The sequence below is a fragment of the Marinobacter algicola DG893 genome, from assembly GCF_000170835.1.
GTDB classification, from domain to species: Bacteria; Pseudomonadota; Gammaproteobacteria; order Pseudomonadales; family Oleiphilaceae; genus Marinobacter; species Marinobacter algicola.
Genome location: NZ_ABCP01000047.1, coordinates 1 through 25219 on the forward strand (window position 1 = coordinate 1; position 25219 = coordinate 25219).

Sequence of the window (25219 nt, forward strand, 5' to 3'; positions counted from 1 at the left end):
AGGACAGAGGATGAGCACGCGAAGAGGGTGCAATAGACAGTGAGGAAACGAGGTAACCGGGTGACAGGCTGGATCATTGAATTATCATATCAAATACGAATGAGAAGGATTTTAATTTAAATTAATAATTAGTCAATAACATGAACACATCAAGGACGTATATTGATGTGAGAGTGATCCAGTAAACCGGCTTGCCAGGTCCAGTGGGTTTTTATTCCATACGTTTTGCGCTATGCTAGTGACATTCCCCATTTGACCAGAAGGACGATCTTTTCACCATTAGATGACCCTGCCCGCCTGTATCCGTGTCGAGTCTTGAGATTGTGGCTCACATCAGAAGAAGGTGCCATCGAGAGGCGACGAGGCACTGGCATAAAGCTTCTTAGGCATACGCCCCGCCAGATAGGCATCGCGGCCAGATTCAATGGCCAGGCGCATTGCCTTGGCCATGCGGATCGGGTCCTGGGCCTGGGCGATGGCGGTGTTCATCAGCACGCCATCGCAACCCAGCTCCATTGCCAGGGTTGCATCAGAAGCGGTACCAACACCGGCATCCACCAACACGGGTACGTTGGCGTTCTCGACGATCAGGCGGATGTTGTAGCGGTTCTGGATACCCAGGCCGGAACCAATTGGTGCTCCCAGCGGCATGATGGCGATACAGCCCATTTCCTCCAGACGCTTGGCCAGCAACGGGTCGTCTGAGCAATACACCATCACCTTGAACCCATCGCGGATCAGCTCCTCTGCGGCCACCAGGGTTTCGGTCATGTTCGGGTACAGGGTTTTTTCCTCACCCAGCACTTCCAGCTTGACCAGGTCATGACCATCCAGCAGCTCCCGTGCGAGCTTGCAGGTACGCACGGCATCTTTTGCGGTGTAACAGCCAGCGGTGTTAGGCAGCATGGTGTAGCGCTCAGGGGATACCACGTCCAACAAACTCGGTTCATCCGGGTTCTGGCCCAGATTGGTACGGCGCACGGCAAAGGTGACAATCTCCGCACCGCTGGCTTCAATCGCATGGCCGGTTTCAGCCATGTCCCGATACTTACCAGTGCCTACCAGCAACCGGGACTGGTATACCCGGCCGGCGATTTCAAGCGGTTTGTCTTCGGGAAGCGGTCTTTCGGAACGGTCACTCATGCTGAACACCTGAACTTGTTAATAAAATCGTGAAAAAGAATGGCAAAGCCGCAGTTAACCACCGCCGATGGCGTGAACCACCTCTACCTTGTCACCTTCGTTGAGGCTGAACGTGGCGTGCTGGCTGCGGGGAACAATATCTTCGTTGACTTCCACAGCGAATCGCTTGCCAACCAATGCCATCCGCTCTATCAATACCGCGACAGTGACTTCTTCGGGAAGCTCCATGGCGTCACCGTTGACCTGTACCTGCATAACGTTACCTGCCTTAAACATCTGTCTCTAACGCCTGAATCCCGCTATCAGAACCAATATCCAGCCCACCATAAAGCCGATTCCTCCAACCGGCGTAACCGGCCCCATCCAGCGAAGGTCCGTTAGCACCAGGAGGTACAGGCTGCCGCTGAACAACAGGATTCCAGCAACAAAAAAGCCGGCCGCAATGCCGAGCAAACGCCGCGACAGACCCGCAACCGGGAGTATCGCGACAAGAATTAACGCCAATGAGTGGTATACCTGATATGTGACGGCAGTCTGGAAAACTTCAAGCCCCCGCTCGTCAATTACACCACGCAACCCGTGTGCACCAAAGGCTCCTGCCATCACCGCTAACAGGGCAAACAGCGCGCCCAACACCAGTGCCGGGCGAAGGGGTTCTATCTGTCTAGCAGTCACAGTGGATCTTTTCCCCGGTATCCAGATTCATCAAGGTGAGCTTACCGCCCCAGACACAACCGGTATCGAGCCCGAAATAGCGCGTGCTTTCAGTCTGCCCTTCCAGTGCCGCCCAATGTCCGAACACCACACGCACATCATCCTGGCGAGGGAAGCGAAACCAGGGTGCAAAGCCATCCGGCGCCGACTCGGCCGACTCTTTCGCTGCAAGCTCCAGGGTGCCATCCTCGGCAATAAAGCGCATACGGGTGAAATAGTTAGTGATAACGCGCCATCGATCCATCCCACTGAGGTCCGGGTGCCAACGTTCAGGCCGGTTCCCGTACATATCCGCAAAGTAGCTTTCGGCCTCGGGACCGCGAATCACCGTCTCGACTTCCCGGCTGTGGCTCACCGCTTCTTCCACTGACCAGATGTGGGGCAGCCCGGCGTGGACCATGACCAGATTGCGGTCTTCATCGTGAACACAGAGATTCTGCTGTCGGAGCCAATCGAAAAGCCGTTGGTGATCCGGCGCTTCGAGTATGTCGGAGAGCGTGTCCTTGTTCCTCAGGGCATGGCCACCCACGGCTACTGCCAGCAGGTGCAGATCATGATTGCCCAGCACCACCACCGCAGAACTCCCCAGGCTTTCAACGTAGCGCAGGGTTTCCAGGGAAGACGGGCCACGGTTGATCAAATCTCCGGCCACCCAGAGCCGGTCCCGCGACGGTGAGAAATCCACCTTGGCGAGCACATCCAGAAGACGTTCGTAGCAGCCCTGGATATCGCCAATGGCGTAATCAGTCATGACTTACCTCATCAGCACCGAAATTCTCAGGTCTACTGTCAGCCAACAAATCGGCAATCGCAACATACTCTGCCAGGCCAAGGTTTTCCGGGCGCAGGCCATCGTTGATGCCAATGCTGTTGAGTTGTTCCACGGAAACCATGCCGGCCAGCGCCTTTCGGAGGGTTTTACGCCGGGCGCTGAAGGCGGTGCGTACCACTGCCTGCAACAGCTTATAATTCTTTGCCGGATGCGGCAGCGTCTTATGGGGTACCAACCGAACGATGGCGGAATCCACTTTCGGCGCCGGCCGGAAAGCGCCTGGCCCGACTTCAAATAACGGCTGCACCCGGCAGAAGTACTGGGTCATGATCCCCAGTCGGCCGTAGTTGTTGTCTCCGGGCACCGCCGCCATCCGTTGAACCACTTCCTTCTGCAGCATGAAATGCATGTCCTGCACCACGCCGGAATGCCCCAGCAAGTGGAAAATCAATGGCGTGGAAATATTGTACGGCAGGTTGCCGATGATCCTCAGGGGCTTGTCGGCAACCAGTTCGCCGAAATCAAACTTCAATGCATCCGCTTCATGGATGCGGAAGTTGGGGTAATTGAAAAATTTGGTCCGGAGCACGGGAATCAGGTCCCGATCCAGCTCCACCACCTGGAGGTTTGAGTTAACGGCAAGCATTTCCTCGGTGAGAGCGCCCAAGCCAGGCCCGATTTCCACAAGGGCATCGTCCGGCCGGGGATGGATAGCGCGAATAATGCGTTCAATCACGCCGGGGTCGTGAAGAAAGTTCTGACCGAAGCGTTTCCGGGCCTGATGGCCGTGTTTGCTACTCACTCGATAGGATCTCTTTTCGCTGAGGTTGCCATTCGTTCGCCCACCCGGATTGCGGTTTCCAGGCTGCCGGCATCTGCTTTGCCCGTACCGGCCAGATCGAGGGCGGTGCCGTGGTCGACGGAGGTTCGTACGATGGGCAGGCCCAGGGTGATATTGACCGCCCGGCCGAAGCCCTGGAACTTGAGAACCGGAAGGCCCTGGTCATGGTACATGGCCAAAACCGCATCGGCGTTGTCGAGCCAATGGGGGGTGAACAAGGTGTCCGCCGGCAGTGGGCCGGTCAGGTCGATGCCTTCCCGACGCAGGGTGGCCAGGGTCGGCTCGATGACGTCGATTTCCTCCCGGCCCAGATGTCCGCCTTCGCCGGCGTGTGGATTCAGGCCGGCAACCAGTATCCTGGGATGCTGCAGACCGAAGAACTTGCGCAGGTCATTGTCCAGAATACGGGTGACCTGGGTCAGGCGCTCAGCCGTAATCGCGGCAGAGACGTCCTTAAGAGGCAAATGCGTAGTGACCAGCGCGACCCGAAGTTCATCGGTGGCCAGCATCATCACCACACGCTCAACGCCACAGAGCTCCTGCAGGAACTCCGTATGGCCACTAAAGGCAATGCCGGCGTTGTTGATGACCCCTTTATGAACCGGAGCCGTCACCATGCCGTCGAAGATGCCATCAAGGCAGCCCTGGGCAGCTATTCGCAGGGTTTCCAGAACATAGGCGCTATTCGCAGGATCCAGATGGCCGGCCGTGGTGGACGCCAGCCCATCAACGGAAAGCACGGAGAGCCTGCCCGGTTCTGCGGTGGCTGGCGCTCCCGGCGCCCAGTCTTCCAGCGCCACTTCCAGCCCAAGCAGACGGGCCCGCGCCTCCAATAGAGGTTTGCTGGCCACCACCACAATGCCGGGCCCGCGTTTTTTCAGGGCCAGTTGCAGGCAAAGCTCCGGGCCAATGCCCGCAGGTTCGCCCGCTGTCAGTGCGAGGATGACCGGCTGTGTCATGATTGGCTGTCAGCTCCGTAGCCGCTCTTGAACTCAATAAACGCCTCGTCGCGGATCTCACGCAGCCAGTTCTGCAGTTCGGTATCAAACTTGCGTCGATAGATGGCCTGCCGCGCCTCGGATTCCCGTACATCACCACTGATGTCCTGCTGGCGACGGTCCTGAACCTGCAGGATATGCCAGCCAAACTGGGAGCGGAACGGACCTTTGAGCTCACCCACATCCGCCTCCATCATCGCCTGTTCGAATTCCGGCACCATCTGCCCGGGGCTGACCCAGCCGAGGTTGCCACCGTCAGAGCCGGAAACCGGGTCATCAGAGTGCTCCCTGGCGATGACCGCAAAATCGGCGCCGTTGTCGATTTGCTGGTAGAGATCGCGAATGGTTGCTTCCGCCTGGGCTTCCGACACGGTTTCCGAGGTGCGTACCAGGATGTGGCGGACTTTCGACTGCTCGATGAACTGTGCTTTGTCACCGCCGCGACGGTCCATCACCATCACCAGGTGGAAGCCGCTGCTGTTCCTGAGCACGGGGGATACGGTTCCGGTTTCAAGATCCGGAACCACATCGGCCACCAGTGACGGCAGTTGGTTCTCGGCACGCCATCCCATGTTGCCACCGTCGAGGGCATTGCTGGCATCGGATTCGGCGACGGCAACAGAGCGGAAGTCCCGGCCCTCGGCAATCTCTTCACGCAATTGCTCCACCTTTTCGCGGGCAGCGCTGACCTCTTCCTCGTCATTAAAATCGTTCACCTCAATGAGAATGTGGGCCAGCTCATACTCCGCATTGCTACGGCCCTGACCTGCCATTGCTGCCAGATAATTCTCAACTTCCCGATCGGTAACCCGCACGCGATTGCCGACCTGGCGCTGTTGTACCCGGCTGGTGATCATCTCGTTGCGAATCTGCTCACGGGCTTCGCGATAGGTGACGCCTTCCTGGACCAGTTGTTGCTCGAACTGGGCCAGCGTCATATTGTTGCGTTGGGCGATGGATGCCAGGGTTTCATTGAGCTCGTTGTCGCTGATGCGCATCCCGGCCCTGTCCGCCATCTGCAACTGGATGGACTCGCTGATCAGCTGTTCCAGAACCCGTTCTTCCAGAATATCCCTGGGGGGCAATCCGGTGCCCTGAGCGCGCAGCCGCCCGGTGATGGTGTTGATCCGTGCCTCGAGCTCGGACTGAAGAATAACGTCGTCGTTGACGACCGCCACCACCTGATCAAGCAGTTTGCGGTCCGCCTGTACGGTTGCGGATACCATCACAACCATCAGTGCCAGCATCATTTGTGCGCAATGGCGAAGGTTCGCCTTCATAGTCACCTCTAGTATGGAAGAATACTGCCTGTCACCCCCGGCATCCCCAGCCTGACTGCCAGGCATCAGCGATCACCGAAACGGCGACGTTCCCTTTCGTCAAAGCCATAGATGGCTTCGGAAATCTGGCTGGACGATCCGCCGCTCCCGCCCAGTCCTTTGAGCTGAATCTGAAACAGCATGCGACTCTCAAGCTGTTCGTCGTCCGTCAGGTAGTTCTGGTGCACCAGCTGCACACTCCAGCAACAATTATTGTATTCCAGCCCGGCCAGTGAACCGACCGTACGATCAAGCTCGGAATCGTAGACCCAGCGGCCGATCAGACTAACACGGTCTGTGACAGGAAAAACGCCCCCGATATCCGACTGTTCGAATTCACCTCGCCGGTAACTGTGCCCCAGGCTGGCCAGGTAACGATAGTCATCGGAGTGAAAAATCAGCTGACTGCGACCTTCCTGCGTCTTGCTGGTGTCTGGCTCCCACAAGCCGGAGGTTCGAACCTCCAGGCCGTCCACCGGCCGCAAAACCATTTCACCGGCCAGCGGGGAGTCACTGGTGTCAGAGGCACCCTCCCCCTCAAGCGACACTTCCCTGTCATCGTAATAGTGAACCTGACCAATGCTGAAGCGGGCACGTTCGGCGCCGGTGAGCAGATCATTGAAACGGCTGGTTAGCGCCACGGTCAGTTGATTACTGTCACCCACCCGATCACCGCCGCTGAAACGGTTGCGTTGGAACAACTGGTCGAAGCTGAACGAGCGAATGGCGGTATCGAAGTCTGGAATGAACGACTGGTCCGCATCGGCGTCAGCCCAGGCGTAATAGAGCCGGGGCTCCAGGCTCTGGTTATAGGGAATATCGAACAGGCTGGACTGGCGATCAAAATACAGGCCGGAATCCCACTCCGCGACCGGAACGGTGCGATCAAAGCCGGGGTCCCGCGCGGTGTAGTCCTCCAGTTCATAGCGTGTGTAATCGACACTGACGGAGGGCCTGGCATAACCCCAAAGCGCCCGCATAGGCAGCGCCAGTTCGGGTATGGCCCGAAATCGCTGGCCATTGGCCCGGTCGAGTCCCGTCAGGTCATCATTATCACGGTGAAAATAAGTGTACTGGCTTTCCAGGTTCAGTTCCGCCGGCCCTGCATCCACGGTGGCGCCGTACAATACTTCCGGTAACTGTGAGTACGGAATGTTCTCGTCGGCAATGAAATCGCTGATGGTCTGGTAGCCGTTGAGATAGGTTTCGAAATACTGTGATGAATCCCGATAGCGGATACCGCCCCGGCGACGCAGATGGGTCGCGCGATTGATCTCCAGGTTACGGTTGAGATCGCTGAGGTAGTCGTCGTCGCTAACCACGGAATAATCCCCGTAGCCGGTCCAGCCGTATCCGAATCTCGCCTGGGTACTGAAATCAAGACCCCAGCGTTCGCCGCCTTGCGAGGGAAATTCTTCCTCGTACTCGGAGTCGTTGCCAGCGTAGCCCAGCTGAAGCACCGATTCCCCCAGACTGCTCAGGTAACGCCCCTCTGCCTCGGTAAACAATCCACGCCCATGTATGTACTGAGGCGTCAGCGTAGCGTCGTAGTGCGGTGCCAGGTTGAGGTAATAAGGAACGGACAGGAAAGCGCCGCTGCCTGCATTGGAGGTGCCGAAAGACGGATAGAGAAAGCCGGTCTTGCGGCGGTCGTCAATGGGGAAGCTGGCATAGGGCCAGTAGAACACCGGGATATCACTGATCTCAAGGCGTACGTGCTTTGCGGTGCCCACACCTTCGCCCTGGTCCAGGTGGATGTCGGACGCCACGATGGACCAATCGTTGTTGTCCGGGGCGCAGGTGGTCAGTGAGCCGCCACGAATTCGTACCTGGTCTTCCGCCGTGCGGGAAAGCTGAATAGCGGAACCCCGCATTTCCGGGCCGTGCAGGAGAAAGGTCGCGGTATTGATGTCCACCCGGCCGCTGTTGACGTCATAGTCCGCACGTTCCCCGGTCAGCAGGAAGCCGTCACCGCGGCTGGTCAGCGGCCCCTCTATGGCCACCGCACCGGTTGCCTGGTTGTAGCGGGCCTCGGAGCCCGTCACCTGGAATCCCGGCTGCTGCAGACGAACATCTCCCCGCAGAAACAGTTCGTTGTCGAGTTCGTACCGCGCATTGAGCCCACTGGCCTGCAGGGGCGCCTGGCCATGTTTCGCTGCTGGCTCACCGGCGCCTCCCTCTACTGTTCCCGGGACCACGGACGGCAGATAGCCACCGTCACAAAAATCGGGCAGGGAACGACGGACATCCTCTGGCAAATCAGACTTCGGCCGCCAGTCCATCTCGGCAGCCGAAGGGGCTGCTTCCTGGGCATAAACCACCGGCATTGGTGCCAACATTGTGCAACCCGCAGCGGACACGAACAGCAACCCGAGACGGGACCGCCTCAGGGGCGTTGGCATTCGCAGCTTCCTAATTGGGGCTGGCACGGTGAGCAGGTTCCTGTCCAGAATGGATTCGCAGCTGTCGGAGACACTTAACAGCGGCCTAGTTTACACGGCGCCCTTGGCCTTGTTAACGGAAACCGGCCTTTGTTAACGGAAACCAAGCATTGCTGCAAAACCGTTTTACCGCCTCTATACTGATCTGCTAACTTTCGGCCATGAGCCCGCAGGTTCGTTGCGGCCAGGTCATCAATAACTTCTAAGCCAGGAAAACAGCCAATTCCATGGATACCCGCCTGACAATGCTCACCCAGTGGGTCAGAGACCTTCCCGGTTTTGACCAGGCGACACCCGAGCCAGTATCTGGCGACGCGAGCTTCCGCCGCTACTTCCGCGTCAGTGGCGACCCACATGGCACCGGGTCCCGGCCGTATATAGTGATGGATGCGCCGCCCGAGCATGAAGACTGCCACCCCTTCGTGGCGATCGCCCATCACTGGCGCAGCCTCGATATCGCTGTGCCAGACATCGTCCACGAAGACCTGACCCGGGGTTTCCTGCTGCTGGAAGACTTTGGTGACGCCCTGATGCTCGGCGCCTTGAACCACACCAACGCCGACCAGCTTTATGGCGCTGCAATGGACGAGCTGGTCCGCATACAGCAGACCGGCGATGCACCCGACTACCCACTTCCGGCTTACGACATCGCCTTGCTGGATCGGGAAATGGCCTTGTTTCCGGACTGGTTGCTGACGCAGCAATTGGGACTGACGCTCTCCAACGGAGAACGCGCTCTGCTGGACACCACCTTTGCCTTCCTGCGGGAGAGCGCCCTGGCCCAGCCGGATGTGGCGGTGCACCGTGACTACCATTCCCGCAACCTTCTGGTCCGCCCAGGCACCACAAGGCCCGGTGTGATCGACTTTCAGGATGCCGTACGCGGCCCTGTCACTTACGATCTGGTATCGCTGCTGAAAGATTGCTATATCCGCTGGCCGGAAGAACGCATCGACCAGTGGACAGAGCGTTTCCGCTTACTCAGTGCCGAGGCAGGCCTTCACAAGGCCGATCGGGACACCTTCCGCCAATGGCTGGAACTCATGGGTATGCAGCGCCACCTGAAGGCCGCGGGCATCTTTGCCCGACTGGCCATACGTGATGGCAAGAGCGGATTCCTGAAGGATGTTCCCCGCACCGTGGGCTATCTGGTGGAGGCCAGCAGCCGTCAGGCCGCCCTGCGCCACTTCCATGAATGGCTCACCGACACCGTGGTGCCGTCCATCGAGCAGCAGATCGGCCCAGTGGAGACATTCGGCCAGTGAAAGCGATGATTCTTGCGGCCGGTAAAGGCGAGCGCATGCGGCCGCTGACCCTGACCACCCCGAAGCCGCTCCTGCCTGCCGGTGGGAAGCCGCTGATCGTGCACCATCTGGAACGGCTGAAAGCCGCTGGTTTTCGGGAGATCGTGATCAACCACGCCTGGCTGGGCACGCAGATCGAAGCGGAACTGGGAAACGGCAGCAACGACGGGCTGGCCATTGAATACTCCCGGGAAAGCGATCCTCTGGAGACCGCTGGCGGGATTCTTCAGGCGCTGCCTTTGTTGACCAGCAGCGACGAAGAGTGGTTTGTGGTGATCAATGGTGACATCTGGTGCGATTTTGATCTGGCCCATTTGACGCCACCCGAACATGCCGACGCACTACTGGTCATGACCGGCAACCCTGACCACAACCCGGCGGGCGACTTCTGCCTGCGGGCGGATGGCACGGTGATTGAGAGCGGTCCTGAAGCACTAACGTTTACCGGCATCAGCCTATTGAATCGTCGTCTGTTTTCGGGGCTGACACCGGGCACCCGAAAACTGGCGCCAATCCTGCGGGATGCCATGAACCGGGGACGGGTGCAAGGCATTCGCCATACCGGTCACTGGATGGATATCGGTACGCCGGAACGACTGCGGGAGCTGGACCGGATGCTGCGGGAAGGCGGACTGAGCCATGACCTCTGAGACCAGAGACAACAATCTGCCTGCACGCATGGAAGCGGAGTTCAGTGAGCTGCTTGGTGAGTTGACCGCCTGCGGCCACCAGGCCACCGAATTGCTGGTCAGAACCCGATTGCCGCACTGGTGTCGCCGAAGCCTGTTCTTTTTCCTGGGCTACATCGCCAAATCGGAAGGGCGGGTAACAGAGAAAGACATCGGTTTCGCCGAAACCCTGATGAAAGCCCTGAAACTCTCCGGTCGCCAGCGGCGCAAGGCCATTGGCCATTTCCGCAAGGGCAAGACCGCTGAGCGCATCCCTACCCTGAAAGCTCTGGGCCTGCGCCTGACCCACAGAATCTGGCCCTCCCCCTCACTGCGCGTTGCCATCTGCCTTTGCCACGCAGCACAGCTGCAGGGGCGCCCCGAAAAGCCCCGCCGCTATCGTTGCGAGGATGCCATTGACCAGATGGGACTGCCGATCAGGGTCAGCGATGACATTCTCGACAGTTACGCCAGCAAGGTCTGGATCACCGAACCGGAAAGCCAGCCACGACCCTCAACCTTCGAACAGGCCTGCCAGGTTCTCGGCGTTACCCGCCGTGACAGCCGCGAGGTGATCAAACGGGCCTACCGAAAAAAAGTGTCGGAATGCCACCCGGACAAACTGGCGCAGCAGCAGCTGAGCCCGGCGGAACTGACCAGGGCAAAGGACCGCCTTCTGCGCTACCAGCAGGCCTGGGAACTGATCAACCAGCGCCTGTCGGTGTGAATCCGGCATTTTGAGTTCAGCGCCAAGCTTGCTAGACTTCAAGATCAGAACCGCACCACAGAAACATAAACGTGCAAAAGAAAGGCCCACGGACCAGCGGCCTGCAAGACCCACAGAAAAGGAGCATTCCCATGGGTAAGAAACTCGTCCTCCTCGGCGACATCGGAACCGATCACCAAGGCTTTCCCCCAACCCCAGTCATCACCGGCAGCGCGACCGTACTGATTGACGGCAAACCCGTTGCGCGACTGGGCGATCAGCTCGCCATGCACTCCAAGCCCAAGCATCCACCACACCCCCGCGCCATCGCAGCTGGCAGCCCTACGGTGATGATTGAAGGCAAACCGGCCGCACTGACCGGCGATGCTGTCAGCTGCGGCGGCGTTGTCATCGGCTCATCCACCGCTGTGGGTGGCTGATATTTCCTAGCGTTCGGAGGCCAGCCAGGCTGCGATGCGGTTGGTGAGCGCTGGCGCCTCCCTGGGTTGTGGCTGTTCAGCCATTGCGACAGGTTGCTGGGAGTAATCTGCAACCCCCGCCCTCCTGAGTGCGGCCTCCCGTTGCTTTGGCGACCTTTGAATTGTGCTCCCGGTGCCCAATGAACTGCGGGCACTGTAAAGCTCCAGCACGCGCAGCGCACCGGACTCACCAAGCGACTCCGTCAGGGCTTTCGAATCGCTCTGACTAAACTCTGGCGCAATCCATACCAGCGCCGACACATCCTGCCCCCCGCTGGCAGTAGCCGCGCGGGTGACGTGACCAGCCGCCCGGCCGACACCCACCATGGCCACCCGGCTGTAACCACGACCAACCAGGTTGCCAACCGCCGCGGTCAGAGTCTTCTGGATGCGGGCCCGGTATTGGTCTGCCAATGCCTCAACGTCGTCACTGGCCATCACATCAATCATCACCGACTCGCCAGGCTTATCGCCCGTTTCATCGGCGGCGTCCTTATCCGGCGCGCCCGCCTCTTCGGGCGCCTCTAAACCCCGTTGTCGACGCGCTTGCTGTACCTCATGCGGCGGTATCTCAAGCCCGAGCACCATCACAGCCCAGCCGGCACGCGCCATCGGCTGTCGCAGGGCAGCAGCCAATCCGGAAGCCGGCGACTGCCCCTCATCGGCCAGAATCACCAGTGCGCCCTTCGCAGGCGTCTCGGCTTCCGGCTCAAACAGGGCCAGCACAGGCTCTTCCTCCGGTGGCTCCAGCCATACGGACGAGTCCGGCCAGGTTCGGGCGATTGCGTCCGAATCGAGCCCCGTCGATATCAATGGTCGCTTAACGGCCGCCCCGGCAGTTGTCTCAGCGTCCTGGCCGATCATGCCGGCACTTTGGTCCTGCGCGTCGTTCTGCGCCTGCGCCAACGTTTGCGGGGCCCATAAAGCACCAACAACGGCCAGAAGGACCAGACATTTCATAACCGGTTTTTCAATCCATCTGCTCACAGGCCGTCACTCATTCCGTGCGAAAAATCACCATCAAACTGGTAGACTAACAGCTTTGCGGCCCAGCAGCCTTTGCAGACTCTTGCAGCCTTTTGCAGGCTTTTACAGAGAAAACCGCTGTACGCGCCATTGTCGATATCACTATCAAACCGTTCAAGAGAGCCGTCATGAACCCTTTCCAGATTGCCCCGTCCATTCTGTCAGCCGATTTTGCCCGACTGGGCGAGGAAGTCGATAACGTACTGGCCGCCGGCGCCGACATTGTCCACTTCGACGTCATGGACAACCACTACGTACCCAACCTGACCATCGGCCCCATGGTCTGCGAAGCATTGCGTAAACACGGCGTTACCGCTCCAATTGACGTGCACCTGATGGTTTCTCCGGTCGACGACCTGATCCGGATGTTCATCGATGCCGGCGCCAGCTACATCACCTTCCACCCGGAAGCCTCCAATCACATCGACCGCTCGCTGCAGTTGATTCGTGAAGGTGGGTGCAAGGCGGGCCTGGTGTTCAATCCGGCCACACCACTGCACTACATTGATCACGTGATGGATAAACTGGACATGATCCTGCTGATGTCGGTAAACCCCGGCTTTGGCGGCCAGAAATTCATTCCCGGCACCCTCGACAAACTGCGCGAAGCCCGCAGGCGCATCGATGCCAGCGGCCGCAACATTCGCCTGGAAATCGACGGCGGCGTGAAAACCGACAACATCCGCGAGATCGCCGAGGCCGGCGCCGACACCTTTGTCGCGGGCTCCGCCATCTTCAACACCGACGACTACAAAGCCACTATCGACAACATGCGGGCAGAGCTGGAACTGGCCAAACAGGGTTCAAACCGATGAGCCTGGCAGGACTGTTCAGCCAACGCTGGCCGGGAGTGGCGCTGTTCGATCTGGACGGCACCCTGGTGGACAGCGCCCCCGATCTGGCGGCGGCCATTGACGCCATGTTGGAACAGCTGGGGCGTCGCAAGGCCGGCGCTGACAATGTGCGCCAATGGGTGGGCAATGGCGCCAGCGTGCTGGTGCGGCGTGCCCTTGCCGGGCAGGCGGACTGGGAACCGGCAAGCCCGAAGGACGACGCACTGTTCAATGACGCACTGGCGATGTTCTACCATGCCTACGAAAACCTCAACGGCCAGCATGCCCTGCTCTACGACGGCGTGGAGGAATGTCTGACCCGCCTGGCCGACTACGGCTGCCGTATGGGCATCGTCACCAACAAGCCGGAGCAGTTTGTGGCACCGTTGCTCGAGCAGATGGGCATTGAACACTGGTTCGATATCAGCATCGGTGGAGACACACTGCCGGTACGCAAACCAGACCCACAACCGTTGATCCATGCCATGACCGAACTCGGCGGTACCCGAGGCACCACGGTGATGGTGGGGGATTCGGTCACCGACATCAGCGCGGCTCTGGCAGCCGGTATTCCCTCGGTGGCGGTACGATATGGCTACAATTATGGGGCGCCCGTGGATACGCTCGGCGCGGATGCCGTTGTTGATTCCCTGGCCCAGCTTTTGTAATCTCACAGGATATTGATTTGAAACCTTCAATTCGGGAGATTCCTGCCGTGCAGGGACTGAGTCTGATGACAGCGCGTGGCGTACTGACAACCCGCGCGACACGATGGTGGCGATGGCGCACCGGCTAAATGCTGCCCGAACGTCCACCATACAAATCAGATTTCAGGAACCGTTATCATGACACCCGAGCAATTCGCCGAGCTCGCCAAGGCCGGCTTTAATCGTATCCCCGTATTCCGCGAAGTCCTCGCCGATCTGGATACGCCCCTGAGCACCTATTTCAAGCTGGCCAGTGGCCCCTACTCCTATCTGTTCGAATCCGTCCAGGGCGGCGAAAAGTGGGGCCGCTATTCCATCATCGGCCTGCCCAGCCGTGAAGTTCTCAAGGTCCATGATCACACCGTCACCATTACCCGCGACGACAAGGTGATCGAAGAAACCACCGTCGACGATCCACTGGCCTTTGTGGAAGACTACCAGGCCCGCTTCAACGCGCCGGACCTGGAGGAATTGCCCCGCTTCAATGGCGGTCTGGTTGGCTATTTCGGTTATGACACCGTGCGCTACATCGAAAAGCGCCTGCGCAACACCTGCCCGCCGGACAGGATCGGCACACCCGACATCCTGCTGATGGTGTCCGATGACGTTGTGGTGTTCGACAACCTGCGCGGCAAACTGCACCTGATTGTCCATGCCGACCCAAACCAGGAAGGCGCATACGAACAGGCACTACAGCGAATCGACGACCTGGAGTCCCGCCTGCACCGGCAGACGACCAACGCTCCCCGCACACCGGAACATCTGCGCGGTAAAACCGTGGACGAGAGCGACTTCATTTCCGGGTTTAACCAGGAAAAGTTCGAAGCGGCCGTCGGCAGGATCAAGGAATACGTTCTGGACGGCGATGTGATGCAGACGGTGATTTCCCAGCGCATGTCGATTCCGTTCGAGGCGCCACCGCTGAACCTGTATCGCTCGCTGAGGGTACTGAACCCGTCCCCATACATGTACTTTCTGGATCTGGGCGACTTCCAGATCGTAGGCTCGTCGCCGGAAATCCTCGCGCGGGTGGAAGATGACGAAGTCACCGTGCGCCCGATCGCCGGCACCCGAAAGCGTGGCGCTACCGACGCCGAGGACCGGGCCATGGAAGCGGAACTGCTGGCCGACCCCAAGGAAATCGCCGAGCACCTGATGCTGATCGACCTGGGCCGCAACGACGCTGGCCGGGTGTCCGAGACCGGCACGGTAAAATTGACCGACAAGATGATTGTGGAGCGTTACTCCCACGTGATGCACATCGTCTCCAACGTCACCGGTCGCCTGAAAGACAACACCAGTTGCCTGGACGTGTTGCGCGCCACCCTGCCCGCCGGCACCCTCAGTGGCGCTCCCAAGATCCGCGCCATGGAAATCATCGACGAACTGGAGCCGGTGAAGCGCGGCGTCTATGGCGGTGCCGTGGGTTATCTGTCGTTCAATGGCAACATGGATACCGCCATTGCCATCCGCACGGCCGTAATCAAAGACAACACCCTGCATATTCAGGCAGGCGCCGGCGTGGTGGCCGATTCGGTACCCCGCCTTGAGTGGAAGGAAACCATGAACAAGGGCCGCGCGATCTTCCGCGCTGTCGCCATGACCTACAACGATTTCGACCACTGAGGCGGAGGACAAGATTATGTTGCTGATGATCGATAACCAGCACGCCGTCCATATGGGTGCAAATGAGTTCGCGGCGATTCGGTAACCCGTTGATTAACTGGAAAACGAGTCCATATGAGTTCAAATGAATTCATGGCAAGCCACGACCACTGTGAGTAAGATTGTGAGTAACGCTCACCCGTTACTCACAGATACCGCCTATGATCACTGATACCAAGGCTCGGAAGGCAAAAGCCAAAGACACAACATATCGCCTCGCTGACTCCGGTGGTCTTGCCCTGGAGATCCGGCCCAGTGGTTCCAAATTCTGGCGGTACCGGTATCGACTCCATGGCAAAGCCGGCATGTATACCGTCGGAGAATACCCCACCATTACCATCTCCGAAGCCAGGGCAATCCGTGACTGGGCAAAGAAGTGTGTGGCCAACGGTGAGGCCCCGGCAGAAGTGAAGAAACGGGAGCTGGCGGAGAGGCGGGCAGAGCAGGCCAACACCCTCGAGGAAGTTGGTAAGGAATGGATCGCCAGAAACAAAGCCGGCTGGAGCGTCTATTACCACCGGCAGGTAACCCGAATGCTGGAAGCGGATATCTGGCCCAATCTGGGAAAGAAAGGCATTCGTGATATCACTCCGGCCCAGATGTTGGCCGAGCTGCAAAGGGTTGAGGAGCGGGCACCAACGGTTGCTGTGAATCTTAAGCAATGGCTGGCGGCCATCTACCGGCATGCGATCGCCACACTGAGGGCTGACAATGACCCGACTGCACCTCTGCGCGGCGCCATCAAAAAGCCGAAAGCGAAACACAAGCCGTCCTACAACCTGGACGAATTCGGAAAGCTTTGCCGGGCCATCTGGCCCAAAGAGGGCGCTATAGCATATCGGATAACCGAGATCGCCATTCGGCTGCTGGCGCTGACCATGGCGCGAACGGTGGAAGTGCGGTCTGCCCGGTGGGATCAGTTCGATCTGGAATCAGAAGAACCCACCTGGACAATCCCTGGGGAAAAGATGAAGCGCGGGGTTACTCACCTGGTGCCTCTATCTTCCCAGGCGGTGGAGTTGTTGCGAGAGCTAGAAGGCTTAACTGGCAACCGGCCTTACTGCTTTCCGAACCTTCGGCAGCCAACCGAGCCAATGTCTGCCACTACGATCAATCGGGTTCTGGAACGGCTTGGCTATGGCGGCCTTTTCAGCGGACACGCCTTTAGAACTACCGCGTCAACACTGCTCAACAATTACGGATTCGATGGTGACTGGGTTGAAAGGCAGCTGGCCCACACTGAAGAAAACAAGTCCCGGGCCAGCTACAATCACGCCGAGTACCTCTATCAGCGCCGGATCATGCTGCAGTGGTGGGCGGACCTGGTGGATACACTCAGGCTGCATGGCGAGACTTCCCGGCCTTCGGTGCCTCCGCTGCCTGCCATTGTGCGTCGAGCCATTGCCGAAGGACATCTCGATGCCACCGCTTTCCCCACGGCATCTGACGGCCATCCGGGAAAAGCTCTTCACTGATCAGCTTGAAAAGCGTGCTGCGGCCCATGCCGCAAAAGTCCGCGGCTTGCTGAGCCGTCATCAGCTCCGGAACCACTTCCGGCGGCCTCTTCTGTCGCTTGTTTTCCTGCCCCATCACGCAACCTCGATATCTGGTAGTGAATAACTGTGCTGGAATCCCCTGTAGTTACCCAGGTGCGGGGATGAACTTCCGAAGTAGACCGGCTCCGCATGAATCAGGCCCCGACTTGCCATCAGGTCCAGGTGCCGCGACAGGGTGCACGTATCAACTGGCAACCCGATCGCCTTGTCCATGTCATACCAATGAACAGGCCCGCCTCGCAGTACCTCTATCACCCGATCCATGAGCCAGAAGAGAGTTGGCACCTCCAGAGTGATAAGGCCATGCAGATCTTTGTACTTGGCCGGAAACTCCTCGACTCGATAGGTCCGAGTTGCTGGCGGCATGTAACCGCCATACTCAAAGGTTGGGGCTGGCGGATCCACCGGGAATAGTTCTGCCTGGTTCATGCCTTATCGCCCCTGTCGCTCTTTGCCCACTCGCATGTGCACTCTGTCACCTTGAACCTACCCCTTCCCGGTTCGTCTCGTGTGTAAAGAATTTGGCATTTCTCACCCATTTCATCCTGGCCCACACCCCAAAATGCATACTTATGGGTGACTTCAGTAACTCGCAGATCGTCGCCGTGGTAGTCGCCAACTACTTTTTGGGCATGATCCAGAGAGACTTCCCCCTTAACAAACTCTGGGTGGGTGTAATCCTCGAAATAAAGAACGATAAGCTCCCCATCTTGATACTTAGCCATGCTCACCCCCGTTAAAAAACCTTTTGGCTATACTCTGCCCAGTGATAAAGGGAGAACCGCCATGTGTGGCAGATTCAATGTGACTGACAGTCCCGTGGTCGGGGAGCTGATGGACGAGCTGGGAATGCCGTACCGGCCCAAGCCTCAACTTAACGTCCCACCTGGTGGCACGGCCGAATTTGTCCTGGAAGACGGAAACGGCCGCCAGCTGGTCCCCGGAATCTGGTCCTTGCTCATCGAGGAGAAGCCAGACGGTACCGGGTACCGGCCAAACCCGAAGTTCCACACGTTCAATGCCCGATCCGATCGGCTCACCTCCAGCCCGCTTTGGAAGAAGGCTTATCCAAGCCGGCGCTGTATCGTCCCCGTCAGCGCCTTCCACGAATGGCGCGGTAAGCAGGTATACAACATCCACCCACAGGGCGAAGCCACGGCGCTGGCCGGACTGTGGCAGAGCTGGCGATTTGGGGATGACCGGGTTAACTCCTTCACCGTGATCACGCTCCCGCCGCACCCGCGATTCAGCCATATCCACCCGAAGAGCATTCCGCTGATGCTCCGGCCGGAAGACTTCGACATGTGGCTGGATCCGAACTTCCACCAGACAGATGCATTCCAGGGCCTGATGAAGAGCCACATTGCGGCGCCGCTTGTTTGCGAGCCTGTCCGTAGCCCCAATGACCTGGAGCCTGTTGGGGAAGCGGAGGTTCTGGAAACGGATTGAGGAAATCACTCAGCCTCCCGTGTCTTTATGCGAGCCCCAGAAACAACGCCGCAAAGGTAGGCGAAAACGCTTCGCTTACAGGAAGCGCAACCCAGGACTTGCCATGGCAGAAATCCGCCAACGTAGACATAAAGTTGCCACCGTTCAGTTATCTTTGGGCTCCTGAAAAGGCGGGCTTCTGAGTTGCGTGTAACAGTTACCTGCCAGTCTTTCCCGGTTACCTCTCTAGCCTCTGCGAGGACTTCATCTACCTCCCGGTCCCCGGTTGGCAAATCCTTTTCAAAGTCACTTAACCCGGTGGTCATAACCATCACTCACCCTCCTGTTCAGGCGGCTGCGGGCGGGTTAGGCCGGTAGACACAAAGTCGGCCAGCCAGTTCAAGGCTGTCGCCAATCGAGGGTTTTTGTTTGGCTCGTCATAGCAGGTATCAATCTTGCCCTCACTCATTGCAGCGTCGCGCAGTAGATCGATCAGTGTATCCATCTCAGAGAACACTTCGGTTGGCGGCCGGTCCACACACTTAACCCACTCGTCAGCCTGGGGCGCGGCGGGGGTGGATGGCGCTGAAAGTATCAGATTGGCCAACCCTGTAATTGTCTCTACAGCTACTTGCGGATAGTGAAGAACCATCCCATCTGCTTTTGCAAAATCGACAGCGCCTTTTGCTGCAGTCTTCCACCCCTCCGGCACTCCCTGAGACTGGGGCGGGTGGGTGTAGAGCTTGGTGTCTACTGGCAGGCCGTTCAGTGTTTCATCGTCCATGTCGATAAACTTCTGGTCTCCCATGTCGATAATTCTGCCCACAGCCTCCCCGCCCTCCTGATCGCGGGCTGCTTGCCAGACTGCCCAGCGGTCGTTGTAGCGACTCGTTACTGATGGAGAGCCGCTGCCTGTCTCAACGTACTTCTCAAAATCTTCGCTCCATCTAACGCAATTCGGCCTTTTAAAACACTTCTCAAACTCTTCCCGCTCTGTCACAGCAATCTCTCCTGAATCGCAGTCCTCGGCTCAGGCCTGTTGGTCACATCCACCAGGTGAACGAAAGGCTCCGGCTCATGGCTGTTGCATATTTCGGTGGCGAATACCTCAGTACCGTGCAGATCGCACTGCCCAAAGGGTGTGCGCGTTGGCTTTGGCGAGCTGGCGGACTGCCCCTTAAACGGACAGTGCTTGTCCTCGTCCCACCCGACCGGCTTATAGTGTTCGCAGCTATCACAGGCCCGGGGCATCTGTATTTGTGGCTGGCTCACGGTTTACTCCTTGAACCCGAAGGTGCATTGCTCTGCTGCAATGGCCCGGCGGATCTCGTCAGTGCTGTTGAAGGTGAGGACCAGGGCCCGGTCATAGCGCTGCAGCTGTCCGCCTTCGTCGACCTCGATGTTGCCCATAACTTCTAGGCCGGCATGGGGTGGCTTAGGTTGATCGCGCCACTCACGGAGACATCCGACGGTAAGGGCCGGGTAGCGGCCGGTATCAACGCACTCTTTCGGCCATGTCGGAATAACTGTGTCATCGCTCATGTCTTCGCTGTCCGCGACCTCCAGGGCTGCGTCAATCCACTGCTGTAACTTGCTCATGATTCCACCTCATGTTTCTGCGGCTTCCCCACCAGGCATTTACCATCCGGTCCCATATCAAACGGGCACCGGCAGTCGGGATAGGTGCACACGTTTTCCTTTCGTGACATGTCACGATCTTTATAAACCAGCGCAAGGATGTACTCGGTCTGGTCCTCGAATCCCCGAAGCTTGGCTGCCTCTGCGATCGCGGCCCGCTCAGTAGCGGCCAGATCCATGGTGTAGGCTTTAATGTCCAGGGCCTTTTCCCTTTCGCGCTGGCGGCGCTTGCGTTCGGCCGGTGTCATGGCCATCACATATCCCCCATCTTCTTCAGCGCCGCCCTGCCCGCCTTAACCAGGGCCTTACGGTGGGACACTTTCTCGATGCCCTGCTCGTTCATATAGAAAAGAGCCGTGGCCACACTGGTAAGCACTCTCAGTGGTGACGTTTCCACCTGGCACGTCAGGCTTATCTCACAATCGCTGGCGGACGTTCCGATCAGCCACACCACCTCATCACGCTGCTCTTCTGTAATCATTCGCACTGCTCCATTTCTTCCAGGTGTGCCAGCCATATGTTCCACTGCTCCGGCTGGAGCCAGGTGCCATCCCTCAAGATGGCGCACCCGCTGCCATGGATGTAGGCCAGACCGTTTTTCTGGACCATTTCGATAACGGCCTCCGCGTTGAGCTCGTAGATCAGCTCATTTCCCTGGGTGCGCATTCCGAACGATCCTCGCTATACGGCCGATCGTGTGTTGGCAGCTGGCGGATGCGCCAGGCCGTTTACTCATTGGCAGCCGGCGATCCAGAAGGCAGACCAGGATCTCCCGCTTCATGTGCCTCAGCAGAGTCAGCTCGTGTTTCATCTCGGCCAACTCCAGGAGCGCTTGCCTCTTGTCGGCTTCTGCCTGGTTCCGCTTATCGGAAAGGCTGATAACTGTTCTCGCGTCTATTCCGTTCATGCCGCGATCGCCTCCTCTGAAATCCTGTATGCCGTCACCCCTTGCCCGAACAGATCCTTCCCGCATGGGATCAGCGCCTGTTTCTTTACCAGGGCCCGGAGTGTCAGCTGATTCACTTGCGTGCCGTCGACCATGAAAGCTTTGCCGCCGGCGTCCACGTTGATGCACTGCCCGGTGTCACGCATGTGCTGCAACACCTTGATCTGGGGGGGGTATAGCCGCTCATCACGCCATCTCCCGTTTACGTTTGGTGGTGGCCAGCTTGATCCTGGCCAGATTCAGGAGGACGTCGAAGCCACCCTCCGGCGGATTCTTCATGGCAAAGAACTTATTCAGGATTGCGTTCTCAGCCATGCTCACCAGCACCAGGTTCTCCCGCTCGAAGTTCCTTTTATCGCCGTCCTTCAGTCGAACGATGTGCTTCGGCGGCACCGGCTGGCCGTGGTACTCCTCCCACTTCATGACGTGGACAAACTTCCAGTTGTACCGGCTCGGCACTGCCCGATCGTCACTGATCTTGAGCTTTAGGTAGCCGTCTTTGTCGACCGACTCAGTGCCTACTGGCACCCATGTTTGTGGTTTGTGCCCTGGCTTGAACTGGTTCTCAGCAGTCCGGCCACCTGGTTGATAGCTGAGGCCCTTGTTCCAGCTGGTCTGCCCAGGCCGGAAGCAGCCCGGCTTGCTGGCCATGTAACCGGGATCCTTTTTCAGCCCGAGGGTAGTGGCCCGGTTCTTCACAGCCAGGTAGCTGCAGTTCAGCACCTTCGCGATGGTCCGGTTTGGAGTATCCGGATAGAGCGATCGCAGCCAGTCATCCTTTTGTGCAGTCCAGGTAACCATGACTCACTCCAGCAGTTTCGGGCTGTCGATCAGGCCGTATTCGCGTTTGTGTTTGTCGGCATTCAGGACAAGCCGGGCATTGGAAACCACTTCCTTGCTGACACCGGTGATCGCCTTGCTGCGCTCTATCTCGTCCTGCAGGGCTTCCCCGCTCAATCCTTCATCGTTGAGCCGCTCAAGCTGGGCAAACAGATGATTGTTCAAGTCAGTCAATTTGTTCTTCATGGGATCACTCCTCCCTGGACTCTCGTTCAATTTGCTCGAGGAGCTTTCGCTCCGTGGATTCGCGCTCGATCTGCTTCAGGAGCTCGTCCGAATTGCGCACTGCAGCCTGATAAGTGTTCAGCGGAGCGCTGCCCAGCTTTGCCAAACCTGTCAGGTCTTTAAGCACCTGGTGCAGATCTGCTGAATACTTCTGCAGCACAACCGGATCAGCCATGAGCCTTCTCCCGCTGCTTGCGCCTGTAGATTTCCTCACGGTCAATGGTCGTGTGCTTGGGTGCGCTGATGCCCATGCGGACCTGAGGGCCGTTCGTGCCCACTACGGTGACCTCCACCACTTCCCCGCTCGGGGTTTCGATGATGATCGTCTCGCCTGGGCGACGCGTTAAGATGAGTGCCATTGCCTTCTCCTTCGTGAAATTAAGCTGAGCCGGGGCTCGGCTGGTGGACTTCCCTGATTCGCGTCGGCATCCGAACCACGTTTGTAGGCTTCCGTGGCACTGCCTTGAGGTTCTTCCCATCGCCGTCCAAGCGCAGGTCGCAGCCCAAGGAATCTGCTGCGCCCCGGATTTGTTCCGCAGTTACATCATCTGGTAGCTCTATCGTTAAAGTGGTCATGGTTTCTCCTGGTTATGCGCGCTGAGGTTTATGAACAAAGGGATTCATGATTCGTCACCAAACAGCGACGAAAGGTCCGCTCTGATCGACACGGCCACGGCATTGCCCAACACCAGAACTGAGGGCTGAATGACGTACTTCGTGTAAGTCAGAGAGGGATAAACCAGCGGGCATAATCGGCGTGATCGATCGGCTGTGCCCTTGGTGCAAGACCGATATCCATAGACTGCACCTACCGCGATGCCCGCCTCGAAGTTGCCGTATTGCCACGACCACCGCTTTGCTGCGAAAAGAGCATCTTCGCTGTAGCTGTTTTCGAAGTAGCCGGCCATGTAGGAGTCGACCTCCACAGCAATCAAGTCGTGGGTCTCGTTCCGCTGCTCGTCAGAAAAATGCTGGCTCCACGCGCCTGCGTGCAGATGAGCTTCAGTGGCCATGACCTGGGCAGATACCAGCACCAGTGTTGCGAAGAGTGCCTTTTTCATGACAGCACCCCCGGAATCTCTTTCCTGCCAACGATGTTGCGGACTGCTGGCTGCCGAACGCCGGTCATCGGCGTTGGCCTGCTACGCATTGCTGGGAAGGTTGAAAAAGCCATAAGCAGGAAAGCTAAAGCCCTGGCCCGGAACAGCCCCTGCATCCATCCCTGGCTGATCAGGTCAACGCGGCTGAAGGCACAGAACTGGTCTTTCAGTTCGCCCATGTGCCACTCAACTGTCTGAACGGATATACCCAGGCGATCGGCGATGTCTTTCGTGGAAAGCCCCTGAGCGGTCAGGCGGAGAACCTGGCCTCGACGTGGCGGCAAACGTGATTCGTCCGCCAGCTCCACATCCATTCGGGGAAATATGATTTTTGCTCTGCGACCCATGTTGTTGTCTCCCTGATCAACGGTATGGGTAAAGATTACCTTCGGGTAAACATTAACGTCAATACCTTTAGGTAATCTTTTTTGTGGAATTTACCTTGTGTTGGATAAACCCCTGGTTTCGGTTATCTTTCGCGACATCAAAAAGGAGGGATCCGTGTTCCGAATTACTGCAGTTCTAGTGTCAGCGCTACTTGTTGCTCCAGCTCCAGGCGCTCTTGCCGACCTGGTGAAGAAAACCAAGTCGGGCATATGCCACCCGCCAGCCAGCTCCTATTACGACCGGACAAAGAACTACAAGCCGTTCAATTCGGTGGAATCCTGCCTGGCCGCTGGCGGACGGTTACCAAAGGGCATGGGCGGGCAACAAACCGATAAGGCGTCCGCCAGCGTGACGATCGCGAGCAACAACACCGGCTATGAGAGAAGTAAGTTCGGACACGGATGGGATGATTCGGACGGAGACTGTCAGGACAGCCGTGCAGAGGCGCTGATCGCTCAGTCCAGCACCACGGTCAGATTTGCGGACGAACGCCGCTGCAGGGTGGTCACAGGCCGCTGGATCAGCCCTTTCACCGGCAAGGTTATCCAGAACGCATCAGATATCGATATAGATCACGTCGTGCCACTGAAGTGGGCCTGGAATCATGGAGCCAATACTTGGTCCAGGGCCAAGCGGGAGAAGTTCGCAAATGACCCGGTGAATCTGTGGAGTGTAGAGCTATCCCTAAACCGCCAGAAAGGCGCAAGGGGTCCGGAAGAATGGCTGCCGCCTGCTGGGAAGTGTCAGTACGTGAGTAGGTTTTTGAGGATCACGAAGATATATGGACTCGATCCGTCGCAAATCGAGAGCCAGAGGCATCAACAGCGGCTAGCGGAACACTGCAGCCGGTAATGTCCGGCCCTGACTTACTGTGCGCGAGCAAACTTCAACGACGCGGAGTCATATCCACTGAGTCGATCTCCACCAGCTTTGCCTCATACTCCTTTTTCGCTTTTACAAATCTGAAGGTCACAACAATATCTCCTCGAGCTTTGATCCGGCCATGAAGCTCTCGTGGGTCAATCGATTCAGAAAGACTAAACCTTACTCTGTGGTCTACGATACCTGGGATTGTGCCCGCCCATGCCTTATCTGATTTATCCCTATCACTTGCGTAGATAATTATGTCGACATCCCGATAGCTCTCAGTCTTTTCCGTGGGCATTGGCGGCTCATACTCATCAGGAGTGCTCTGGATAAACTGATTGCTTACGGTAAGATCTGGCATCTCATCTATTTCGATGGTGGCATCCGGATCTGCTTTTGCGGGCCGAACCACGGCAACCGCCTGTTTCGCCAACCTCTTTTTATCTTTGGTTCCCTTCAAGAACGCAGCAATATCTTCTGCCTCTACACCAACCTGGCCACCAACATTAATGATGGTGTTGTTGTAGGCCTCTATCTGCGTAGATGATTGACCTGGCGCCAGCGCGGTGAAAACCCCGTAGCCGATCAGTGCACCAACACCGACGGCGACTACCGA

At 58.1% G+C, this 25219-nt stretch carries 35 protein-coding genes; 10 read left to right on the forward strand and 25 right to left on the reverse strand.

Annotation, left to right across the window (positions count from 1 at the left end; all coding sequences use genetic code 11):
• Positions 1-333: 333 nt before the first annotated feature.
• From MDG893_RS17890 to MDG893_RS17925, 8 genes are all read right to left on the reverse strand, one after another.
• A complete protein-coding gene (locus MDG893_RS17890; RefSeq protein WP_007155242.1) occupies positions 334-1143 on the reverse strand; it encodes a thiazole synthase in 810 nt (269 codons plus the stop codon).
• 54 nt (positions 1144-1197) lie between these two features.
• Positions 1198-1398, reverse strand: coding sequence for a sulfur carrier protein ThiS (gene thiS, locus MDG893_RS17895; RefSeq protein ID WP_040474762.1), 201 nt, complete (start codon positions 1396-1398; stop codon positions 1198-1200).
• A gap of 27 nt (positions 1399-1425) precedes the next feature.
• Positions 1426-1746, reverse strand: coding sequence for a DUF423 domain-containing protein (locus MDG893_RS17900; protein WP_208855216.1), 321 nt, complete (start codon positions 1744-1746; stop codon positions 1426-1428).
• A gap of 61 nt (positions 1747-1807) precedes the next feature.
• Positions 1808-2608 (reverse strand): symmetrical bis(5'-nucleosyl)-tetraphosphatase, encoded by an 801-nt coding sequence (locus MDG893_RS17905; protein ID WP_007155245.1) that lies wholly within the window; start codon positions 2606-2608, stop codon positions 1808-1810.
• Entirely contained in the window at positions 2601-3431 is an 831-nt protein-coding gene (rsmA, locus tag MDG893_RS17910; RefSeq protein ID WP_007155246.1) for a 16S rRNA (adenine(1518)-N(6)/adenine(1519)-N(6))-dimethyltransferase RsmA, read from the reverse strand. The genes MDG893_RS17905 and rsmA overlap by 8 nt, the downstream gene beginning before the upstream one ends.
• Complete coding sequence (gene pdxA, locus MDG893_RS17915) at positions 3428-4429, reverse strand: 4-hydroxythreonine-4-phosphate dehydrogenase PdxA (RefSeq protein ID WP_007155247.1); 1002 nt, start codon at positions 4427-4429, stop codon at positions 3428-3430. Before pdxA ends, rsmA begins: the two co-directional genes overlap by 4 nt.
• The gene (locus tag MDG893_RS17920; protein ID WP_040474759.1) at positions 4426-5748 is read right to left on the reverse strand and encodes a peptidylprolyl isomerase; all 1323 of its coding nucleotides are present in this window, start codon (positions 5746-5748) and stop codon (positions 4426-4428) included. The genes pdxA and MDG893_RS17920 overlap by 4 nt, the downstream gene beginning before the upstream one ends.
• Before the next feature lie 65 nt (positions 5749-5813).
• On the reverse strand, positions 5814-8126 hold the full coding sequence (locus tag MDG893_RS17925; RefSeq protein ID WP_244264451.1) for an LPS-assembly protein LptD: 2313 nt from the start codon (positions 8124-8126) through the stop codon (positions 5814-5816).
• Positions 8127-8455: 329 nt separating this feature from the next.
• Between MDG893_RS17925 and MDG893_RS17930 the strand changes: the two genes are divergently transcribed.
• The 4 genes from MDG893_RS17930 to MDG893_RS17945 all read left to right on the forward strand — a co-directional run bounded on the left by MDG893_RS17930 (position 8456) and on the right by MDG893_RS17945 (position 11346).
• Complete coding sequence (locus tag MDG893_RS17930; RefSeq protein ID WP_007155250.1) at positions 8456-9493, forward strand: aminoglycoside phosphotransferase family protein; 1038 nt, start codon at positions 8456-8458, stop codon at positions 9491-9493.
• On the forward strand, positions 9490-10182 hold the full coding sequence (gene murU, locus MDG893_RS17935) for an N-acetylmuramate alpha-1-phosphate uridylyltransferase MurU (RefSeq protein ID WP_040474760.1): 693 nt from the start codon (positions 9490-9492) through the stop codon (positions 10180-10182). Before MDG893_RS17930 ends, murU begins: the two co-directional genes overlap by 4 nt.
• Positions 10172-10927 (forward strand): DnaJ domain-containing protein, encoded by a 756-nt coding sequence (locus MDG893_RS17940; protein ID WP_007155252.1) that lies wholly within the window; start codon positions 10172-10174, stop codon positions 10925-10927. Before murU ends, MDG893_RS17940 begins: the two co-directional genes overlap by 11 nt.
• A gap of 131 nt (positions 10928-11058) precedes the next feature.
• Positions 11059-11346, forward strand: coding sequence for a type VI secretion system PAAR protein (locus MDG893_RS17945; protein ID WP_007155253.1), 288 nt, complete (start codon positions 11059-11061; stop codon positions 11344-11346).
• Between the two features lie 6 nt (positions 11347-11352).
• On the opposite strand, the gene MDG893_RS17950 is transcribed toward MDG893_RS17945, so the two are convergent.
• Positions 11353-12345, reverse strand: coding sequence for a DUF3530 family protein (locus MDG893_RS17950; RefSeq protein WP_007155254.1), 993 nt, complete (start codon positions 12343-12345; stop codon positions 11353-11355).
• Positions 12346-12539: 194 nt separating this feature from the next.
• On the opposite strand from MDG893_RS17950, the gene rpe reads away from it, so the two are divergent.
• From rpe to MDG893_RS17970, 4 genes are all read left to right on the forward strand, one after another.
• Positions 12540-13226: a ribulose-phosphate 3-epimerase gene (gene rpe / locus MDG893_RS17955; protein ID WP_007155255.1), complete on the forward strand. Its 687-nt coding sequence runs from the start codon at positions 12540-12542 to the stop codon at positions 13224-13226.
• Positions 13223-13912: a phosphoglycolate phosphatase gene (locus tag MDG893_RS17960; protein ID WP_007155256.1), complete on the forward strand. Its 690-nt coding sequence runs from the start codon at positions 13223-13225 to the stop codon at positions 13910-13912. Before rpe ends, MDG893_RS17960 begins: the two co-directional genes overlap by 4 nt.
• Positions 13913-14089: 177 nt before the next feature.
• Positions 14090-15577 (forward strand): anthranilate synthase component I, encoded by a 1488-nt coding sequence (trpE, locus tag MDG893_RS17965; protein ID WP_007155257.1) that lies wholly within the window; start codon positions 14090-14092, stop codon positions 15575-15577.
• Positions 15578-15777: 200 nt separating this feature from the next.
• Positions 15778-17091: a tyrosine-type recombinase/integrase gene (locus MDG893_RS17970; RefSeq protein ID WP_007155259.1), complete on the forward strand. Its 1314-nt coding sequence runs from the start codon at positions 15778-15780 to the stop codon at positions 17089-17091.
• Between the two features lie 114 nt (positions 17092-17205).
• Here the strand turns inward: MDG893_RS17970 and MDG893_RS17975 are convergent, their stop codons facing one another.
• Both MDG893_RS17975 and MDG893_RS17980 read right to left on the reverse strand, forming a co-directional pair.
• Positions 17206-17601: a hypothetical protein gene (locus MDG893_RS17975; RefSeq protein WP_007155260.1), complete on the reverse strand. Its 396-nt coding sequence runs from the start codon at positions 17599-17601 to the stop codon at positions 17206-17208.
• Positions 17598-17897, reverse strand: a complete 300-nt coding sequence (locus tag MDG893_RS17980) for a hypothetical protein (protein WP_007155261.1) — start codon at positions 17895-17897, stop codon at positions 17598-17600. The genes MDG893_RS17975 and MDG893_RS17980 overlap by 4 nt, the downstream gene beginning before the upstream one ends.
• Before the next feature lie 61 nt (positions 17898-17958).
• Between MDG893_RS17980 and MDG893_RS17985 the strand changes: the two genes are divergently transcribed.
• Positions 17959-18621, forward strand: a complete 663-nt coding sequence (locus MDG893_RS17985) for an SOS response-associated peptidase (protein ID WP_007155262.1) — start codon at positions 17959-17961, stop codon at positions 18619-18621.
• 310 nt (positions 18622-18931) lie between these two features.
• Here the strand turns inward: MDG893_RS17985 and MDG893_RS17995 are convergent, their stop codons facing one another.
• The 13 genes from MDG893_RS17995 to MDG893_RS18065 all read right to left on the reverse strand — a co-directional run bounded on the left by MDG893_RS17995 (position 18932) and on the right by MDG893_RS18065 (position 23696).
• Entirely contained in the window at positions 18932-19600 is a 669-nt protein-coding gene (locus tag MDG893_RS17995; protein WP_007155264.1) for a hypothetical protein, read from the reverse strand.
• Complete coding sequence (locus MDG893_RS18000; protein ID WP_007155265.1) at positions 19597-19872, reverse strand: hypothetical protein; 276 nt, start codon at positions 19870-19872, stop codon at positions 19597-19599. The genes MDG893_RS17995 and MDG893_RS18000 overlap by 4 nt, the downstream gene beginning before the upstream one ends.
• A gap of 3 nt (positions 19873-19875) precedes the next feature.
• On the reverse strand, positions 19876-20199 hold the full coding sequence (locus tag MDG893_RS18005; protein ID WP_007155266.1) for a hypothetical protein: 324 nt from the start codon (positions 20197-20199) through the stop codon (positions 19876-19878).
• On the reverse strand, positions 20196-20492 hold the full coding sequence (locus MDG893_RS18010) for a hypothetical protein (protein ID WP_007155267.1): 297 nt from the start codon (positions 20490-20492) through the stop codon (positions 20196-20198). The genes MDG893_RS18005 and MDG893_RS18010 overlap by 4 nt, the downstream gene beginning before the upstream one ends.
• On the reverse strand, positions 20492-20719 hold the full coding sequence (locus MDG893_RS18015) for a hypothetical protein (RefSeq protein ID WP_007155268.1): 228 nt from the start codon (positions 20717-20719) through the stop codon (positions 20492-20494). The genes MDG893_RS18010 and MDG893_RS18015 overlap by 1 nt, the downstream gene beginning before the upstream one ends.
• Positions 20716-20904: a hypothetical protein gene (locus tag MDG893_RS18020; RefSeq protein WP_007155269.1), complete on the reverse strand. Its 189-nt coding sequence runs from the start codon at positions 20902-20904 to the stop codon at positions 20716-20718. The genes MDG893_RS18015 and MDG893_RS18020 overlap by 4 nt, the downstream gene beginning before the upstream one ends.
• Before the next feature lie 237 nt (positions 20905-21141).
• Complete coding sequence (locus MDG893_RS18030) at positions 21142-21330, reverse strand: hypothetical protein (RefSeq protein WP_007155271.1); 189 nt, start codon at positions 21328-21330, stop codon at positions 21142-21144.
• A gap of 40 nt (positions 21331-21370) precedes the next feature.
• Positions 21371-21985 (reverse strand): HNH endonuclease signature motif containing protein, encoded by a 615-nt coding sequence (locus tag MDG893_RS18035; protein ID WP_007155272.1) that lies wholly within the window; start codon positions 21983-21985, stop codon positions 21371-21373.
• A gap of 3 nt (positions 21986-21988) precedes the next feature.
• Positions 21989-22210 (reverse strand): hypothetical protein, encoded by a 222-nt coding sequence (locus tag MDG893_RS18040; protein ID WP_007155273.1) that lies wholly within the window; start codon positions 22208-22210, stop codon positions 21989-21991.
• A 4-nt stretch (positions 22211-22214) separates the two neighbouring features.
• Complete coding sequence (locus MDG893_RS18045) at positions 22215-22424, reverse strand: hypothetical protein (RefSeq protein WP_007155274.1); 210 nt, start codon at positions 22422-22424, stop codon at positions 22215-22217.
• Positions 22417-22608 (reverse strand): carbon storage regulator, encoded by a 192-nt coding sequence (locus tag MDG893_RS18050; RefSeq protein WP_007155275.1) that lies wholly within the window; start codon positions 22606-22608, stop codon positions 22417-22419. Before MDG893_RS18050 ends, MDG893_RS18045 begins: the two co-directional genes overlap by 8 nt.
• A 261-nt stretch (positions 22609-22869) precedes the next feature.
• A complete protein-coding gene (locus tag MDG893_RS18060; RefSeq protein WP_007155277.1) occupies positions 22870-23310 on the reverse strand; it encodes a hypothetical protein in 441 nt (146 codons plus the stop codon).
• Positions 23307-23696 carry a helix-turn-helix domain-containing protein gene (locus MDG893_RS18065; RefSeq protein ID WP_007155278.1) on the reverse strand — a complete coding sequence of 130 codons (390 nt, stop codon included), beginning with the start codon at positions 23694-23696 and terminating at the stop codon, positions 23307-23309. Before MDG893_RS18065 ends, MDG893_RS18060 begins: the two co-directional genes overlap by 4 nt.
• 97 nt (positions 23697-23793) lie before the next feature.
• On the opposite strand from MDG893_RS18065, the gene MDG893_RS18070 reads away from it, so the two are divergent.
• Positions 23794-24588, forward strand: coding sequence for an HNH endonuclease family protein (locus MDG893_RS18070; protein ID WP_007155279.1), 795 nt, complete (start codon positions 23794-23796; stop codon positions 24586-24588).
• Positions 24589-24622: 34 nt separating this feature from the next.
• On the opposite strand, the gene MDG893_RS18075 is transcribed toward MDG893_RS18070, so the two are convergent.
• On the reverse strand, positions 24623-25219 hold a 597-nt coding region (locus MDG893_RS18075; RefSeq protein WP_007155280.1), incomplete at its 5' end, for a hypothetical protein.

What these genes read in the sequence shown, in the direction of transcription:
- MDG893_RS17890 (WP_007155242.1), bottom strand. Translation starts at nt 1,143, where the DNA reads ATGAGTGACCGTTCCGAAAGACCGCTTCCCGAAGACAAACCGCTTGAA.
- thiS (WP_040474762.1), bottom strand. Translation starts at nt 1,398, where the DNA reads ATGCAGGTACAGGTCAACGGTGACGCCATGGAGCTTCCCGAAGAAGTC.
- MDG893_RS17900 (WP_208855216.1), bottom strand. Translation starts at nt 1,746, where the DNA reads ATGGCAGGAGCCTTTGGTGCACACGGGTTGCGTGGTGTAATTGACGAG.
- MDG893_RS17905 (WP_007155245.1), bottom strand. Translation starts at nt 2,608, where the DNA reads ATGACTGATTACGCCATTGGCGATATCCAGGGCTGCTACGAACGTCTT.
- pdxA (WP_007155247.1), bottom strand. Translation starts at nt 4,429, where the DNA reads ATGACACAGCCGGTCATCCTCGCACTGACAGCGGGCGAACCTGCGGGC.
- MDG893_RS17920 (WP_040474759.1), bottom strand. Translation starts at nt 5,748, where the DNA reads ATGAAGGCGAACCTTCGCCATTGCGCACAAATGATGCTGGCACTGATG.
- MDG893_RS17925 (WP_244264451.1), bottom strand. Translation starts at nt 8,126, where the DNA reads ATGTTGGCACCAATGCCGGTGGTTTATGCCCAGGAAGCAGCCCCTTCG.
- MDG893_RS17930 (WP_007155250.1), top strand. Translation starts at nt 8,456, where the DNA reads ATGGATACCCGCCTGACAATGCTCACCCAGTGGGTCAGAGACCTTCCC.
- MDG893_RS17940 (WP_007155252.1), top strand. Translation starts at nt 10,172, where the DNA reads ATGACCTCTGAGACCAGAGACAACAATCTGCCTGCACGCATGGAAGCG.
- MDG893_RS17945 (WP_007155253.1), top strand. Translation starts at nt 11,059, where the DNA reads ATGGGTAAGAAACTCGTCCTCCTCGGCGACATCGGAACCGATCACCAA.
- MDG893_RS17950 (WP_007155254.1), bottom strand. Translation starts at nt 12,345, where the DNA reads ATGAAATGTCTGGTCCTTCTGGCCGTTGTTGGTGCTTTATGGGCCCCG.
- rpe (WP_007155255.1), top strand. Translation starts at nt 12,540, where the DNA reads ATGAACCCTTTCCAGATTGCCCCGTCCATTCTGTCAGCCGATTTTGCC.
- MDG893_RS17960 (WP_007155256.1), top strand. Translation starts at nt 13,223, where the DNA reads ATGAGCCTGGCAGGACTGTTCAGCCAACGCTGGCCGGGAGTGGCGCTG.
- trpE (WP_007155257.1), top strand. Translation starts at nt 14,090, where the DNA reads ATGACACCCGAGCAATTCGCCGAGCTCGCCAAGGCCGGCTTTAATCGT.
- MDG893_RS17970 (WP_007155259.1), top strand. Translation starts at nt 15,778, where the DNA reads ATGATCACTGATACCAAGGCTCGGAAGGCAAAAGCCAAAGACACAACA.
- MDG893_RS17975 (WP_007155260.1), bottom strand. Translation starts at nt 17,601, where the DNA reads ATGAACCAGGCAGAACTATTCCCGGTGGATCCGCCAGCCCCAACCTTT.
- MDG893_RS17980 (WP_007155261.1), bottom strand. Translation starts at nt 17,897, where the DNA reads ATGGCTAAGTATCAAGATGGGGAGCTTATCGTTCTTTATTTCGAGGAT.
- MDG893_RS17985 (WP_007155262.1), top strand. Translation starts at nt 17,959, where the DNA reads ATGTGTGGCAGATTCAATGTGACTGACAGTCCCGTGGTCGGGGAGCTG.
- MDG893_RS18005 (WP_007155266.1), bottom strand. Translation starts at nt 20,199, where the DNA reads ATGAGCAAGTTACAGCAGTGGATTGACGCAGCCCTGGAGGTCGCGGAC.
- MDG893_RS18010 (WP_007155267.1), bottom strand. Translation starts at nt 20,492, where the DNA reads ATGGCCATGACACCGGCCGAACGCAAGCGCCGCCAGCGCGAAAGGGAA.
- MDG893_RS18015 (WP_007155268.1), bottom strand. Translation starts at nt 20,719, where the DNA reads ATGATTACAGAAGAGCAGCGTGATGAGGTGGTGTGGCTGATCGGAACG.
- MDG893_RS18020 (WP_007155269.1), bottom strand. Translation starts at nt 20,904, where the DNA reads ATGCGCACCCAGGGAAATGAGCTGATCTACGAGCTCAACGCGGAGGCC.
- MDG893_RS18030 (WP_007155271.1), bottom strand. Translation starts at nt 21,330, where the DNA reads ATGCGTGACACCGGGCAGTGCATCAACGTGGACGCCGGCGGCAAAGCT.
- MDG893_RS18035 (WP_007155272.1), bottom strand. Translation starts at nt 21,985, where the DNA reads ATGGTTACCTGGACTGCACAAAAGGATGACTGGCTGCGATCGCTCTAT.
- MDG893_RS18040 (WP_007155273.1), bottom strand. Translation starts at nt 22,210, where the DNA reads ATGAAGAACAAATTGACTGACTTGAACAATCATCTGTTTGCCCAGCTT.
- MDG893_RS18045 (WP_007155274.1), bottom strand. Translation starts at nt 22,424, where the DNA reads ATGGCTGATCCGGTTGTGCTGCAGAAGTATTCAGCAGATCTGCACCAG.
- MDG893_RS18050 (WP_007155275.1), bottom strand. Translation starts at nt 22,608, where the DNA reads ATGGCACTCATCTTAACGCGTCGCCCAGGCGAGACGATCATCATCGAA.
- MDG893_RS18060 (WP_007155277.1), bottom strand. Translation starts at nt 23,310, where the DNA reads ATGAAAAAGGCACTCTTCGCAACACTGGTGCTGGTATCTGCCCAGGTC.
- MDG893_RS18065 (WP_007155278.1), bottom strand. Translation starts at nt 23,696, where the DNA reads ATGGGTCGCAGAGCAAAAATCATATTTCCCCGAATGGATGTGGAGCTG.